The 13,699-nt window shown below is 68.0% G+C and carries 8 protein-coding genes; 3 read left to right on the top strand and 5 right to left on the bottom strand.

All coding sequences use genetic code 11. From position 1 onward, the window contains the following. Positions 1–190: 190 nt before the first annotated feature. On the bottom strand, positions 191–1,558 hold the full coding sequence (locus ACFWUU_RS31100; protein ID WP_380180783.1) for a hypothetical protein: 1,368 nt from the start codon (positions 1,556–1,558) through the stop codon (positions 191–193). Between the two features lie 156 nt (positions 1,559–1,714). Here ACFWUU_RS31100 and ACFWUU_RS31095 point away from each other — a divergent pair, with 156 nt between their 5' ends. Beyond that, complete coding sequence (locus ACFWUU_RS31095) at positions 1,715–5,368, top strand: NPCBM/NEW2 domain-containing protein (protein WP_380180781.1); 3,654 nt, start codon at positions 1,715–1,717, stop codon at positions 5,366–5,368. A gap of 51 nt (positions 5,369–5,419) precedes the next feature. Next, positions 5,420–6,853, top strand: coding sequence for a methyltransferase (locus ACFWUU_RS31090; protein WP_380180779.1), 1,434 nt, complete (start codon positions 5,420–5,422; stop codon positions 6,851–6,853). Here ACFWUU_RS31090 and ACFWUU_RS31085 read toward each other — a convergent pair. Beyond that, positions 6,847–8,415 carry a diguanylate cyclase gene (locus tag ACFWUU_RS31085; RefSeq protein WP_380180777.1) on the bottom strand — a complete coding sequence of 523 codons (1,569 nt, stop codon included), beginning with the start codon at positions 8,413–8,415 and terminating at the stop codon, positions 6,847–6,849. The genes ACFWUU_RS31090 and ACFWUU_RS31085 overlap by 7 nt on opposite strands. Positions 8,416–8,455: 40 nt before the next feature. Beyond that, positions 8,456–10,012, bottom strand: a complete 1,557-nt coding sequence (locus tag ACFWUU_RS31080) for a diguanylate cyclase domain-containing protein (RefSeq protein ID WP_380180775.1) — start codon at positions 10,010–10,012, stop codon at positions 8,456–8,458. A 217-nt stretch (positions 10,013–10,229) separates the two neighbouring features. Between ACFWUU_RS31080 and ACFWUU_RS31075 the strand changes: the two genes are divergently transcribed. Then, the gene (locus tag ACFWUU_RS31075) at positions 10,230–11,045 is read left to right on the top strand and encodes a TIGR03619 family F420-dependent LLM class oxidoreductase (protein WP_380180772.1); all 816 of its coding nucleotides are present in this window, start codon (positions 10,230–10,232) and stop codon (positions 11,043–11,045) included. 209 nt (positions 11,046–11,254) lie between these two features. On the opposite strand, the gene ACFWUU_RS31070 is transcribed toward ACFWUU_RS31075, so the two are convergent. Then, on the bottom strand, positions 11,255–12,559 hold the full coding sequence (locus ACFWUU_RS31070) for a cytochrome P450 (protein WP_380181786.1): 1,305 nt from the start codon (positions 12,557–12,559) through the stop codon (positions 11,255–11,257). 316 nt (positions 12,560–12,875) lie between these two features. Beyond that, positions 12,876–13,670 (bottom strand): DUF2785 domain-containing protein, encoded by a 795-nt coding sequence (locus tag ACFWUU_RS31065; protein WP_380180770.1) that lies wholly within the window; start codon positions 13,668–13,670, stop codon positions 12,876–12,878. Between the last annotated feature and the right edge of the window lie 29 nt (positions 13,671–13,699).

Below are 13,699 nucleotides of genomic sequence, written 5' to 3'. Positions count from 1 at the left end.
CCCCGGGCACAGACCGACCCCACCCGAGGACAGAGTACGGCCGACGGCAACGCATTTCTCAACGCACCGTAACCGCAGCCGCCCCCTTCATGCTCCCCAGGCTGTCAGAAAGTGGCGAACAACCCATCGTCACCGCGCGTCGCGGCACCGCCACAGGATGCCCCGAGGTCGCCTACGAGAGTACGCCGTCTCAGCGGGCGAAGCGGATCTCAGGGAACTTCGGGGAGTCACCGCGGAGCAGAAGTGCCGGCCGGCGACGCAGCGTCTGGTCGAAGAATGCCGCGATGTACTCGCGCTGTGCCAGCACACTCCGCGCAGGTTTCGCGCTGCCGACGAGCGCCTTCATCACCGACGTGATGATCGGGTCCTCGCCGTAGATGTCATGGAAGAGCTGGGAGAAGATGAACTGGTAGTCGGTGAACGCCTTCTGCTTGGTGTTCGCCAGCGCGAGGTTGAGCTTCCCGCCGTGCTGCGCCTTCCAGAAGCTCGCCCAGGATCCGTCGTAGCTGTCCTCGGCCGGATCGGTCCGCTGGGTCTCGCCCGATCCGAACAACAGGAACGGTCGGTCCAGACCACTCTTCGCAACGTCTCCGAGCGGTCCGTTCTTCCGGTCGTCCTGGAGCGTGCCGTCGAGATCGATCCCGGCGGCGATCCGCTCGTCCTCGAGCATCGTGTTCGCGGTCGCGTAGCCGCCGAGCCCGATGCCGAACATGCCGACCTTGCGCAGGTCCAGCCCGTCCGCGAGGTCCTTCGGCAGATCCTTGCCGTCGGCATCGACCTTCCGGCCGCCGGCCATCCGCTCGAGCTGATCCAGCACGAACCGCGCGTCCGCGGTCCGGGTCTCGACCGCTGCCCGGATCTGGTCCGGACCAGGCGGTTCCGACTCCGGCGCACCCGGCAGGAACCGTCCGCCGGGGAACTCCACCGGCGTCTCGTGCGAGTGGTCGATCGTCACCACGACGTACCCGCGACTCGCGAGGTCCTCGACCTGCGCGGTGTTCACGAACCGGCTGTACTGGAAACCGGGTGAGAACAGTACGACGGGATGCCGCATCGGCTGGGCCGGTACGTCGATCCGTGCGTGCGTCACGGTGCCGGCGAAGTCGAACGACCCGCTCGGCAGCGCCAGCCCGTACTCGCCCGTCCACGCGTCGTCGACCTCGACCGCGGTCCGCGGCGGCATGTACTTCGCGAACGGCGCCGAACCGAACATCCCGGCCGGGTACCAGAGGCTGATCATCAGCTCCCGCTGCCCGCTGGGCATGGTCGGATCCGGCCGCGACCGGTCGATCAGGTGGACGGCGGTCGTCCCGAGCGCCTTCCGCCCGGTCGGCGCCGGCAGCCGGAACTTCACCGGGTGGAAGTCCGGGTCGCCCTGCGTCCGGATCGGGTCCGGCGCGGGGCCGCCGGGTGCGTCCGGGTCGATCGCGGCGGCTTGCGCCAAGCCCGGCCACGCGGCCGCGGCACCCGCGGCGAGGGCAGCCGACAGACCGGCGCCCAGGACGTGACGCCTGGTGAAGACGTGACTGCTGGGGCTGCTGGGACGCCGGTTGCTCATGCGCTCATCGTCATCGCCTTGTTTCACCCCGTGATGGCGACACCGTCCCAACTTGATCACGGCCGACCTGATGACAACGAGTCGCCGGTGAGCTTCAATGTGCGCATCTTGTTCATTGATGCGTGAAGTGAGGCACTCGTGAGCATCTTTGTCCGCATGAAACGTTCAGTAGTCGCCCTGGCTTTGTTAGCAGGCGCACTCGTGTACACCGCGGCTCCCGCCCAGGCCGCCGCCACCACTCTCGGTGACGTCACCGGCTTCGCGGCCGACAAAGCGACGTACACCCTCAGCGCCGGCGCGGCGAAGGTGCGGGTGGTGTTCCTGAAGGACGACGTCTTCCGGCTGTGGATGGCGCCGGACGGGAACTTCACCGATCCCGCGAACACCCCGCCCACCGATCCGGGCGCTCCCGCGTCCAACATCGTCACCAAGACGGACTACGGCACGCCTCGGACCTCCTGGCGTGACCGCGGCACCTACTACTCGCTCACGACCGGCAAGATCGAGGTCCGTGCGCAGAAGAGCCCGCTGAAGTTCTCGCTGTACCGGTCGAACGGTCAGCTGGTCTGGTCCGAGACCGCACCGCTGTCCTGGACCGACACCTCCACCACGCAGACCCTGGGCCGTGGCGCGAACGAGCAGTTCTTCGGCGGCGGCATGCAGAACGGCCGCTTCTCGCACCGCGACCAGACGATCAAGATCACCAAGGACTTCAACTGGGAGGACGGCGGCAACCCGAACGCGTCGCCGTACTACATGAGCACCGCGGGCTACGGCGTACTGCGGAACACGTTCGCCCCGGGTAGTTACAGCTTCACCAGTCCGGTCGTAACCAGTCACGACGAGAAGCGGTTCGACGCGTACTACTTCGTCGGTGACCTGAAGACCTCGCTGGACCGCTACACCGAGCTCACCGGCCGGCCGTTCATGCCGCCGATCTACGGACTCGAGTACGGCGACTCGGACTGCTACAACCGCGGTCACTACGCGACGGACCCGGACCCCAGCAACGACTGGAAGGTCAACCCGGACAAGGTGACCACGCTGGACGCGGTCAAGGTCGCGCAGCGGTTCAAGGACGAGGACATGCCAGGCGGCTGGATGCTCGTCAACGACGACTACGGCTGCGGGTACTCCGCCACCACCGACTCCGAGCAGGTCGACGGGACGTGGTGGGGCAAGCGCGACATCCCGGCACTCAAGCAGGCCGGTGACGAGCTCCGCGCCCGGAACATCCAGATGGGGCTGTGGACCCAGTCCAACCTGGACCGTCAGCCGGCCGAGGTCGGGGACGCCGGCGTCCGCGTGCGGAAGCTGGACGTCGCGTGGGTCGGTCCGGGCTACCGGTACGCGCTGAGTGCCTGCGACACGGCGCATGACGGTATCGAGCAGTACAGCAACGCCCGCGGGTTCGCGTGGATGGTCGAGGGTTGGGCCGGCGCGCAGCGGTGTGCGGTGCAGTGGACCGGCGACCACAGCGGCTCGCTGGACGCGATCAAGTGGCAGATCCCGGCGATCACCGGCTCCGGCAACTCCGGCATCGCGTACAGCGCGGGTGACGTCGACGGCATCTTCGGCGGCAGCGCTACGTCGTACGTGCGGGATCTGCAGTGGAAGACGTTCAACCCGGCGTTCATGAGCATGTCCGGCTGGTCGACCCCGGCGTACAAGCAGCCCTGGGCGTACGGCGATCCGTACACCTCGATCAACCGCAAGTACCTCAAGCTCCGCGAGCGCCTGCTGCCGTACTTCTACACGTACGCCGCTGAGGCGCACCGGACCGGCGCTCCGCTGAACCGGTCGCTGGTGCTGGAGTATCCGAACGACCCGAAGACGTGGGACGACACGACGAAGTACGAGTTCCTGGCCGGCAAGGAGTTCCTGGTCGCGCCGATGTACGGCGCGGACGAGGTGAAGAACGGGATCTACCTTCCTGCAGGTCGGTGGATCGACTACTGGACCGGTCGCGTGTACCAAGGCCCGACGACGGTCAACGGCTACCACGCGGCGCTGGACACGCTGCCGCTCTTCGTGAAGGCCGGCGCGGTCGTGCCGATGTGGAAGTCCGGTATCAACAACGCCGCCGAACAAGGCTTCGGCGACCGCGTCACGGTCGACATCTACCCATCGGGCAAGTCGTCGTTCAACCTCTACGAGGACGATCGCGTCACCCGCTCGACGAAGTCCGCGACGCAGACGTTCGCCGTCGACGCACCGACGGACGGCCGCGGTGACATCACCGTGAACATCGGCCGCAGCAACGGTTCGTACGACGGCAAGCCCACCGCTCGCCCGTACGAGCTGACACTCCACACCGGCACCGCCCCGCACCACGTCACAATCGATGGCAAGGCTGCCAACTGGTCCTACTCCAACGGAGTGGTTCGAGTGCAGACCACCTCCATCCCAACCTCACGGAGCGCCGTCGTCCGCCTGTCTGGTACGTCCGCAGTAGGCGGCGCCGACGTCACCAACACCTTCGGCACCCCCGAGCTCACCACCCCGTCGCTGTGGAACGCACCCGGCCAGGCCACCGAGGTCACCGCGACCTTCCGCAACGACACCCGCACCACCGTCCGCAACGTGCGCCTCGACGCTCAACTGCCAGCCGGCTGGTCCGTCGCCGGCGCGAACACCTTCTCGTCAGTTGCCCCCGGCAAGACCGTGACCACCAAGCTCCAGGTCACTCCGGGCGCAGACGTGAAACCGGCGAGCTTCACGCTGTCGTTGAAGGCGTCGTATGTTGCTCAAGGCAAGAGTTACTCGAACACCGCGTCGGCAACAGCTGAGCTGCCGTACGCATCGTTGTCGCAGGCAGCCAATGTGGTTGGCGTGACCGACGCAGCGACGTACGCCAAGGGCAACTTCGACGGCTCCGGCGACAGCTTCAACGGCGAGGCTTTGGCGGCAGCCGGCTACACGCCAGGCGGTACGGTGAACGTCCAGGGCGCCGGCTTCACCTGGCCGACCGGAGCACCCGGTACGCCGAACGTGGTGAAGGACCAGTCGGCTCCGATCCTGGTATCAGGCACCGGCTCACACCTCGCGCTCCTTGGTGCGGGCGCCAGCCTTAACGCCCGGGGAACCGTCACCATCATCTACACCGACGGCTCCACGTCCGAAGGCACCTTCCAGTTGCCGAACTGGTGTTGCCAGGACCCGACCACCGGCGGCGCCAAGCTCGCTGTCTCGGTCAAGGGCCGTTACACACCAGCCGGTCTGGGCAACACGACGACGGATTACCGCGTCTTCTACACCGCCGTACCGCTCGATCCCGGCAAGACCGTGAAGGCGATCAAGCTGCCCGGCGGCGGGCTCGGATTCTTCGCCGCCACGATCGCCGACAAACCGTTGCCCCCGGCACCCACCGGGGAGAACTGGGTCAGTGATCTGGAATTCCTGGACTCGACCAACGGCTGGGGACCGGTCGAACGCGACCACAGCAACGGCGAGGACGGCACCGGCGACGGCGGCCCGATCACGCTCGACGGGGTCACGTACGCCAAGGGCCTGGGCGCGCACGCTCCTTCGTCGGTGAGCGTTCGCCTGGGCGGCAACTGCACCACATTCACCAGCAAGCTGGGCATCGACGACGAGATGGAGGACCGGGGCAAGGTCACGTTCAAGGTCCTCACCGACGGCACCGCGAAGTACACGTCCGACCAGTTGACCGGAACATCGCCGACCGCCACCACAACGGTCGACGTGACCGGAGCCCAAACCCTGACCCTCCAAGTCACCGACGGAGGCGACGGCAACACCAGCGACCACGGCGACTGGGCCGACGCCAAACTCACCTGCAACCCGTAGCAGCCGGGGCATCCTCCCGCCTCCCTCGATGGGAGGTGGGAGGATGTGCGCATGCAGGAGAGTGTGGTGGAAGGGCTGCGGACGGCGTTCGAGTCCGCGGGGTACACCGTGGACGGGGTTGCCGAGCGTCTCGGGGAGCAGGCCAACGGCGCGTTGGGGCGGAACGAGACGGCGCCGGCGTTTCGCCGTACCGGATCCGGAGATGCGCTCGACACGATGATCCGGCTGTTCCTGCTGCAACGACCCGTGCCGGGAACTCTTGTAAATAAGGTGTTTCCGGGAATCGATCTGGTTGCCCTAGGCATCATTGAGACCTCGGGCGGCGAGGCAAGGGCCGTGCTCGACATCCGGCCGTTCGCGGAGGACGAGCGGGAGTGGTGGGTTGTTGCCGACCCCACCCCGGGGCTAGACGGTCGCCGCGAGCCGATGCGCTCCGACTACGTCCTCGGCATCGCCCCGGCCAGCCTGAGCCTCATCCACCTCACGGTCCCGATCAAGGCCGACCGAGCGCTCGACATCGGCACCGGGTGCGGCATCCAGTCGCTCCACCTGGCCGACCGGGTCAACCAGCTCGTCGCCACCGACGTCAACCCGCGTGCGCTGCAGCTGGCCCGGTGGACGGCGGCACTCAACCACATCGACCTCGACGTCCGCGACGGCAGCCTGTACGAGCCGGTGCGCGGTGAGCGGTTCGACCTCATCGTCAGCAACCCGCCGTACGTCATCTCTCCGCCCGGCGGCGACCTGACGTACCGCGAGACCGGGTACGCCGGTGACACCGTCGTCGAGCAGCTCATCCGGCAAGCACCTGACCACTTGACCGACGGCGGCTGGTGCCAACTACTTGCCAACTGGACATGTGTGCGCGGCGAGGACTGGCAGGACCGCATCGCCTCCTGGACAGCGGACCGGTCCGCCTGGGCCGTCCAGCGCGAGCAGCTCGACCCGTCCGAGTACGTCGAACTCTGGCTGCGCGACGCCGGCCTGCACGGCTCACCGCAGTACACCAGCCGGTACGACGAGTGGATGCGGTACCTGGACGACCAGAACGTCGAGGCAATCGGCATGGGCTGGATCACCCTGCACAACGTCGAAGGCAGCCTCGCCGCCGAGTCCTGGCCGTACGAGATCGAGCGCCCGATCGGTCCGCACGTCCTGCACCGCTTCGAGCGTCTGGAAGGCCTGCCCGCCGACCTGACCGCACTACACCTGCATGTGGCCGACGACGTCATCCAGGAGACCACTGGTCAGCCAGGCGCCGAGGACCCGGCCACGATCGTCCTACGACGCCAGCGTGGCATGCGCCGCGCCGAGCAGGTCGACACCGTGCTGGCCGGCTTCGTCGGTGCGTGTGACGGCGACCTGAGCACCGGCCAGATCCTCGCCGCGCTCGCGGACCTGATGGACCGCCCGGTGGTCGACGTACTCTCCGACTACCTTCCGCAGATCAGAAACCTTGTCGTAGAAGGCTTCCTCGACTACTGAGCAGCCCGCCGGCGACGGCGCTTCTCGGCGTACATCCGCCGATCGGCCTCGGTCAGCAGGTCGCTGACCGACGTACCGTCGGTGCTGCTCGCCTGCCCGACGCTCAACCGCAGCATCGCGAACCAGGGCGCCAACGCCTGCGCCGCCTCCCGGTCCGCCGCGGTCTTGATCCGCTCGACCAACTCGCCCGCACCACGCTCGTCCGGGTTGTCCAGTACGACGACGAACTCGTCCCCGCCTGCCCGTGCCACCACGTCCTCCGCGCGGCACTGCTCCTTCAGCAACTGCCCGACGCGCCGCAGTACCTCGTCCCCGCACGCATGCCCGTAGCTGTCGTTGACGACCTTCAGGTTGTCCACGTCGATCGCGATGACGGCGACCGATCGACCGGAGTCGCGCGCCACCGACATCCGCTCGTCCAGCGCGCGCCGATTGCCCACGCCGGTCAGCGGATCCTCCCGCGCGGCCCGCCACTCGGCGTCGTGGCGGATCGAGAGCTCATGGTTCGCCAGCGCACTCCGTACGGCGTACAGCCCGCGCAACCGCTCCGCCCACCACCCTCTGCTGATCGCCCGCGCATACTGGAGCCCGCTCGACGCACCAGCGTCGCCTGACTCGGCAACGATCTGTACGGCGGTGTGCCGGATCAGCGCCTCGACCGGCGGGTCCGACGTCGGCGGCAGTTCGCTCGCCGACCGGCCCGCGGCCTCCAACGCATCGTCGATCCGGCCGAGCGTCAGATACGCCCTGGCCAGGTACGCGCCCGCGATCGCGGCCAGCTCGAGATCGCCGAGCTTCGCCAGCTGATCCCGGCAGTCCTTCAGGATCACCGCCGCCTCGGCCGCGTCGCCGGCGTCGTTGCTCGCCGCCAGCCACATCCGCCCGGCCATCGGCCAGTACCCGAGCAGATCGGCCGCAAGGATCGCGTCGACCGCCTCACCCGCCCACCGGTGCGCGGCCCGGCGACGCTCCTGGATCTCCTCGTCGTACGACGGATCGCCGAGCCGCTCGAGCTCGTGCGCCCAGCGCAGGCTCGACTCGGCCAGGTTCAGCCGGTTGATCGTCGGCGCCTCGGGCAGGCCGAGCGGATCGTGATCGCCCTCCGCGGCGAGCTCGAAGTGCGGGATGCACAGTTCGTACAGCCGGAGCAGGTCGTACGCGTAGCCGAGGCCGGTGTGTGCCCAGGCGGCCAGGCCGAGATCCCGGGTCCGGGACAGCGCGTTCTCCGCGGCGACCAGGTCGGCGACCGAGTCCCCGCCCTCACCGGTGCGGATCAGCGTGACGATCCGGACCGCGATCGCGTTCGCCTCCCAGCCCGGCTCGTCGATCGCGCGCGCGACCCGGATACAGCCGTCGACGGCGTCCAGCGCCTCGATCGAGTCGGTGGCGTGATGCGCCGCGACGGCCCGCACGTACTCGGCCGCTGCCCGCTCGTGACTCGGCTCCGGGCCCAGCTCGGCCAGCAGCTCGTTGATCTCGAGCGCAGCCTCCGCCGGACTACCCGACTGCGCCCGCGTCATCGCCGCCGCAATCCGCGCCGTCACCCCCGACGTCTCGCGCACCACACCTCCCCTACCCTGACTCACTCTGTTGCGGTGCCCATTACCTACTGCGGCGCTTGTCCTCGTAAAGGCGCAGATCCGCCCGCGCGATCAGCTGGTCGACACCGAGACCCTCGGCGGTTGCGGCGTACCCGAGACTCAGCCCGAGCCGGCGCAGCCACGGTTTCTCCGTCGCCGCCGCGATCGCCGCGACGGCGATCCGGATCCGCTCGGCCAACTGCGCACCGCCCTTGGCATCAGGCTGGTCGAGGACCACGAAGAACTCGTCGCCACCCGATCGAACCACGGCATCGGTCGCTCGCGCCTGTTCTACCAGGAGATTTGCCACAACCTGCAGCAATTCGTCCCCGCAGGCGTGCCCGAAAGTGTCGTTGACGATCTTCAGGTTGTCCACATCGATGGCCAGCAAGGTGACCGCACGCCCGGAGTCGCGGGCCGCGGTCAGCCGCTCGTCCAGCGCACGGCGATTCCCCACGCCGGTCAGCGGATCCTGGCGCGCGGCGTGCCACTCCGCGTCGTGCCGGGCCGGAAGATCGTGCACAGCAAGCGCATGCCGTACGGCGTTCAGCGCCCGCTGCCGCTCCTTCCACCAGGCGCGCGCGACCGAACGCGCGTACTCCAAGCCGGCAATGCCTCCCGGCGTACCGTCGAGAGCGTCGATCTCCGAACGGGTCTGCAGCACCAGGACATGCGTCGATGGGTCGGCCAACGGAATCAGATCGGCGGCCGCCCGGTCCGCCGCAGCCTTGGCCTCCTCGAACTTTCCCTGCGCCTTCAGACCTCTGGCCAGGTAGGCGCCGGCGATCGCGAGCCGCTCGGTCTCACCGAGCTTACTGATCTCGTCGCGAATCTCGATCAGGTCGACGACCGCGCGGTCCGGATCCTCGGCGGTAGCGGCCGCAGCAAGCCACAGACGGGCGCTCAGACGCCAGAACTCCTGGCTCTCGTCGTCCACTATCACCCGCTCGGCCTCACGCGCCCAGTACGCCGCTGACGCCAGCCGCTCCTCGATCTCCCTTGTATACAAAGGATCGCCGAGCCGCTCGAGTTCGTGCGCCCAGCGGAGGTACGTCTCGGCCAGGTTCAAGCGGTCGATCGCCTCGGACTCAGCCAGCTCGAACACGTCCTCGTCGAGCCCGGTGGCGAGCTCGTAATGCGGGATGCAGAGCTCGAACAGTCGTAGTACGTCGTACGCGTAGCCGAGGCCGGTGTGCGCCCAGGCAGTCAGTCCCGGATCCCTGGTCCGGCTCAAGGCCGCTTCAGCCGCGACGAGGTCGTTGACGGTGTCGCCGCCGCGACCGCTGCGGGCGAGGTTGATGATGCGGATCGGAAGCGCGTTGGCTTCCCAGCCGGGCTCGTCGATCGCGCGGGCGACCTCGATACAGGCGTCGACGGCCCGCAGCGCCTCGTCGGCGTCACTCGCGTGATGAGCCGACACGCCACGCACGTACTCGACGGCGGCCAGCCGGTAGCTCGGCACCCCACCCAACTCGGACCGGATCGCCTCGATCTCCGCCGCAGCACTCGCATGCCCACCCGATTGGGCGGCGGTCATCGCGGCGGCGATCCGGGCGGTCAGCACATCGCCCGTCGCCATCTCGCCAATCCCCATACCCGCCGACGGCCCTTCCCTGTTCCGTCACCCGCACTTCGGGCCGGACCGCCCATTGTGACCACCCACCCCGCATCCTGTCACGACCCGATCCGGCCAACGACCACCTAGTGCCACAAACAAACTACTCACGAGAACCACCAGTGCCGGAAATACCGCGCGATTTGCCTTGACCCTGGGGGCCGGGTTCTAAGGTCGGCGGGTGAAATTCGCCGTTACTTACAGCACGCCAGGACAGGGGATGGATCCGGAGCGGCTGGTGGAGTTCGCCCGGCACGCGGAGGCCTGCGGGTTCGAGGGGCTGTACGTCCCCGAGCACGTCGCGCTCTACCGCGGTGCGTCCTTGGGCGGCTTCGAGCTGCCGACGACGCTCGAGTACGCCGATCCGCTCGACCTGCTGATGTACGTCGCCGCGTCGACGGAGCGTCTCCTGCTGGGTACCGCGGTACTGCTGCTGCCGTACCACCATCCGGTCACGCTGGCGAAGCGTCTCGCCACGATCGACGTGCTGTCGAAGGGCCGGATGCGCCTGCTGACCGTCGGGCTGGGCAGCCTGCCCGGTGAGGCACGCGCCGTCGGCGTCGACTTCGCGACCCGCGGTCGCCGTACGGACGAGGCCATCGACGTACTGCGCCTGCTGTGGACCGGCGGGGCGGACGGGGTGAGCTACTCGGGCGAGTTCTTCGAGTTCGAGGATCTGTGCAGCTTCCCGCATCCACTGGCCCCGCTACCGATCCACATCGGCGGATCCAGCCCAGCCGCCGCCCGCCGAGCCGGCCGCCACGGCGACGGCTACTTCCCAGGCGGTGCACTGCCCCCGGCCGAGCGCGCAGCCCAATGGCAACTGGCCCGCGAAACCTCCGGCCGCGACGACCTCGAGTACACCCGCTGGGCCTCAACCGACCTGACCCCCGCGGCCCTCGCCTCGTACGAACGCCAAGGCGTCACCCGCCTGGTCATCAACCCCCAAACCCCCGCCGCCCTAACCACCTTCGCCCAACGCTTCAGCCTGTACTAACAGGCTTAACACCAGGTCGTTCCGCTGACCGACGCCGGCATCTCCGGAGGCGCCGAGGGTCGTCCTGCCGGTGGCCTCGTGGCTCGCTGAGCGCACAGACGCAGCCCCCTCACCCGGACCCGACAGCTCGGGGTGCGATCACGCACGCCGCGGAGCGGCCAAAAGACAGCCGCCGCGAAGCGGTGTCCTTTGGCTGTCGCGGAGGGTTGTTAGACGGCGGCTTGGTTGGTGGAGGCTGCGTGGAGTTGGACGGGGAGGGATTCGACGCCGTAGACGATGGAGAAGTCGCGGAAGCGGAGTTGTTCTTCGGGTACGGCGAGGGACAGGTCCGGGAAGCGGTGGGCCAGCGCGGTGAACGCGGCCCGCAACTCCATCCGCGCCAGCTCGGCGCCGACACACCGGTGCATGCCATGACCAAACGCGAGGTGGGCGGAGGACACCGTACGACGGGGGTAGAAATCCTCGGCATCAGCGCCGAAGATCTGCTTGTCGCGGTCCGCGCCGGACAGCGACACCGCGACCAGGTCGCCCTTCTTCACCTGCTGGCCGAACAGCTCCTGGTCGTGCCGTGCGAACCGCGGGAACGCGACCTGGACAACCGTCAGATACCGCAGCAACTCCTCCACGATCCCGTCGACCGCACCAGGCTCGTTCCGGATCATCTCGAAGTTCTTCGGGTCGCGCAGCAGCACCAGCGTCCCGAGCGCGAGCATGCTCGCGGACGTCTCGTACCCGCCCAGGAACACCCCGTCCGCGAGACCGCCGAGCTCGACGTCGTCGAGATCGTCACCCTGCTCGCGAATGATCGACCCGATCAGCCCGTCGCCCGGGTTCGTCCGCTGCTTGCGGACGATCTCGAACAGGAAGTCCCGCGACTCCGAAGCCGATCCGAACACCCCGATCCCGCCACCGGAAAGATCGAACCGCGCCGGCCCGAGCGCACGGAAACGATCGCGGTCCTGCTCCTCGACCCCGAGCAGATCGGCGATCAGCAGGAACGGCACGTTGAACGCGAAGTCGGCGACGATGTCGACGACCGGCCCCTTGGCCTCCATCTGGTCCAGCTGGTCGTTGACGATCTTCTCGATCGCCGGCTCCAGCCGGGCCAGCTTGCGCTTGGTGAACTCGGGGGTGAGCAGCTTCCGCAGCCGCGTGTGGTCCGGCGGATCGGTGAACCCGAGCCCGCCGATACCTTCCGACGGCTTGTTCGGGTCCGAGCCGACCAGCGGCCGGATGTCGTTGCTGAAGTTCGTCGTGTCGGCGAGCACGGCCTTCGCCTCGGCATGCCCGCTGACCACCCATACGTTCAGCCCGAACAGGTGGGCCAGTTTGTGCACCGGCTCGGTCTCCCGCACCTCCGCGAGCTCCGGCACCGGGTCAAGACCCTGCCGGCGCAGCGGCATCGAGACCGAGCTGGGGAACATCCGCATCTTCGACAGGTCGAGACCACCCTTGCGGGTGGTCCTACTGAGAATGCGGTTGCCGACCCATCTCTTCAGGTATGTCGCAACCATGACTTCCACGCGCCCTCTCTAGAACCCGCTGCCCCCGACGGCCTTGTAGCTCAAAGCTAACCTTGCCGGGGACCAGATCTGATGGTGTTGGCACTACTTGGGTAGTGGCGTTGGCACCACCATGGGAGGGGGCCATGGCCTGCCAGCAGAGACCTTGTCACGGACGAGCCTCCACTGCCACCTGACTTCACCTGTACTCCGCCCTGGACCTCGACATGCCGTTGCTCGGGGAGGATTCAGGGAAAAACAAGACGAAAGTCGGATGCGTCGTACTCCGTCAGGTAGTTGCCGACAGCCCTGCATCACCTGAGAACGCTCAGAGATAGTACGGCGTGACGATCCGGAACACGTCCGCCAGCCTTGTCTTGACCTGTTCGCGGTGCGGGATCGGCGTGAGCTTTTTCTCATCCCCGACCCGCAGGCTGTGATCGGCCAGCACGTATACAACCCGCAACGTCCGGATAGTGTTCGTCACCTCGGGGGTGATCCCTTCGGCAGGCGGGTTCGACAACGCCCGGATCACCGGATCGAGCCATTCGACCGCGTCGGACTCGGTCAGGTCGTCGCGCGTCAGCGTCGCCGCCAGCGCGTACCCGAGCCGGTCGTCCTCCATATCGCGCAGCACGTACGACGTGGGTGTCAGCAACCGCCCGATCCCGAGCCGCAGCATCTGGATCGGCTCGACCGCCGCGTGCTGCCCGAGCGTCCCGAGCAGATCGGCCCCGTGCGCGATCGCGTGCAGCCAGCCGAGCTTCTCGTCGTACCCACGCAGGTCCTCCTCGGCGACGTACCAGCGCTCGAACGGCGGCACCCAGTGCGGCTCGTAGACCCCGGCGGACACGATGCAGTCGAGGATCAGCGGCGCGAACGTCCGCGCCTGGATCTCCGGGTCGCCGAACCGCGGAATCATCTCGTCGCCGAGCGCCTGCAGCTCCTCGGCCGTCAGCACCCCGCGCCCGATCCAGGTCGCGAGTACGGCGTACGCCTGGCGATCCCGTACGACGGGATCCGGCGATCGCAGCATGCCCATCAACTCGGCCACCAACTCGCCCGTGGAGCGGCCCTCAGGGACCGCGTAGCCCGCCTCGCGCACCTGCGCCCAATCGGTCATGCGCGGCACCGTAGACGCTCGCCGGGCCA

It is taken from the genome of Kribbella sp. NPDC058693, from assembly GCF_042715335.1.
Lineage (GTDB): Bacteria > Actinomycetota > Actinomycetes > Propionibacteriales > Kribbellaceae > Kribbella > Kribbella jiaozuonensis.
This window is presented reverse-complemented; position numbering and strand designations above follow the sequence as displayed.

What these genes read in the sequence shown, in the direction of transcription:
- ACFWUU_RS31100 (WP_380180783.1), bottom strand. Translation starts at nt 1,558, where the DNA reads ATGAGCAACCGGCGTCCCAGCAGCCCCAGCAGTCACGTCTTCACCAGG.
- ACFWUU_RS31095 (WP_380180781.1), top strand. Translation starts at nt 1,715, where the DNA reads ATGAAACGTTCAGTAGTCGCCCTGGCTTTGTTAGCAGGCGCACTCGTG.
- ACFWUU_RS31090 (WP_380180779.1), top strand. Translation starts at nt 5,420, where the DNA reads ATGCAGGAGAGTGTGGTGGAAGGGCTGCGGACGGCGTTCGAGTCCGCG.
- ACFWUU_RS31080 (WP_380180775.1), bottom strand. Translation starts at nt 10,012, where the DNA reads ATGGCGACGGGCGATGTGCTGACCGCCCGGATCGCCGCCGCGATGACC.
- ACFWUU_RS31070 (WP_380181786.1), bottom strand. Translation starts at nt 12,559, where the DNA reads ATGGTTGCGACATACCTGAAGAGATGGGTCGGCAACCGCATTCTCAGT.
- ACFWUU_RS31065 (WP_380180770.1), bottom strand. Translation starts at nt 13,670, where the DNA reads ATGACCGATTGGGCGCAGGTGCGCGAGGCGGGCTACGCGGTCCCTGAG.